Origin of the sequence: Candidatus Infernicultor aquiphilus (assembly GCF_002784285.1) — a bacterium.
GTDB classification, from domain to species: Bacteria; Atribacterota; Phoenicimicrobiia; order Phoenicimicrobiales; family Phoenicimicrobiaceae; genus Infernicultor; species Infernicultor aquiphilus.
Window position 1 is genome coordinate 1 of sequence record NZ_PFKO01000042.1, and the last position, 1383, is coordinate 1383.

Genomic DNA, 1383 nt, shown 5'->3' on the forward strand with positions numbered 1-1383 from the left:
AAGCGGGTTCTTCGTAGGGATGTGCCTTTTTCATAGCCTCTATTACGCTTTCTAAATTTCTCTCCGGGACGACGGTTTCAATTTTTATCTCTTCAACCACTTTTCTTTCGCCTATCTTCCCTACAAAGGGTTTAGCTCCTTCCAGCGGTTTAAAAGTCCCTTCCCCTTTAATCTTAAAAGAGGTCTCAGTATATTTGCCAATCTTCCCTGCTCCGGCGTCAAAGATGGCCTGACTTATCCTATCTGATTCTTGAATGGGTACATAAACTGCAAATTTATAAATTTTTTCTAAACTGCTCTTTAGAGGAGCAATTTTAGTTATCCCCAATAGATTAGCAACATAATCATTCAGCCCATTTTCGGCTAAGTCATAATTGGTATGCAGCACTAAAAGATTTATTTGATTAGTAATGGTTTGAAAAAGAAGGGGATTATTTTGTTTGGTAATTTGTTTTAGCGGAGCAAAAAGAAGGGGATGATGGGTAAGAATTACATTTACTTTATTTTCTATAGCTTCTTCTAATATTTCTAAAGTTAGGTCTAAAGCCAATAATATTTTTATTATAGGAGCTTCCAAGTCAGCAAATTGAATACCACTGTTATCATAACTTTCTTGTAAAGAAAAAGGAGCAAGCTTATCTAAAATATCTAAAAGTTCTTTAATGGTCATTTAATTTTTATTTTAATAACTCCCCCAAGAGGGAGGAAGAAAATTTACTCCTTTCTTTTGATTTCAATTCTCAGTATCACCAATCTTAAAGTCCAGCCATTGCCTTTTTAAGAGTTTTTACATCCTTCCAGGTTAATTCTTTAGGACTGCCCGGGAAGGTTCCTTCGTTTCTGAGTAGATAGCTAGGGTGAAACATTGGAAATATTTTGATCTTACCTATCCAATCCTGCCATTGCCCTCGTAAGGTGGTGATCCCTTGAGTAGTTTCTAAAAGGTATTGAGTAGGGACATTGCCGAGTGTAACAATGATTTTAGGATTGATCAGGGCAATTTGGGTTTCTAAATAAGGGTAACAGGTGTCTATCTCGCTTTTAGAAGGAGTGCGATTAGCCGGGGGTCTACATTTCACCATATTAGTGATAAAGATATCTTCTCTTTTTATGTCAATCGATTGTAGAATTTTAGTTAAAAGTTGGCCGGCTTTACCCACAAAAGGTTTACCTTGCAGGTCTTCATCTTCTCCCGGAGCTTCTCCAATAAATAGTACTTTAGCTTTGGAATTTCCTTCTCCCGGAACAACTGTAGTGCGAGCCAGATATAAGGGACACTTTTTACAATTTCTACATTCTTCCGCTACTTCTTCGATGGTAAGCGGATTAATGTTTTCAGACATTAATTTTACCTCTATTTATTTTTTACCAAAATTAATCTTC

2 protein-coding genes are annotated in these 1383 nt (G+C 36.4%); both read right to left on the minus strand.

Annotation, left to right across the window (positions count from 1 at the left end):
* Positions 1 to 670 (minus strand): YqfO family protein (locus COZ07_RS01340; protein WP_406606804.1); only part of this gene is annotated, 670 nt, incomplete at its 3' end.
* An 85-nt stretch (positions 671 to 755) separates the two neighbouring features.
* The gene (locus COZ07_RS01345; RefSeq protein ID WP_406606805.1) at positions 756 to 1343 is read right to left on the minus strand and encodes a uracil-DNA glycosylase family protein; all 588 of its coding nucleotides are present in this window, start codon (positions 1341 to 1343) and stop codon (positions 756 to 758) included.
* Between the last annotated feature and the right edge of the window lie 40 nt (positions 1344 to 1383).

Excerpts from the sequence above, each read along its gene's own strand:
- COZ07_RS01345 (WP_406606805.1), bottom strand. The coding sequence starts at position 1,343 with ATGTCTGAAAACATTAATCCGCTTACCATCGAAGAAGTAGCGGAAGAA.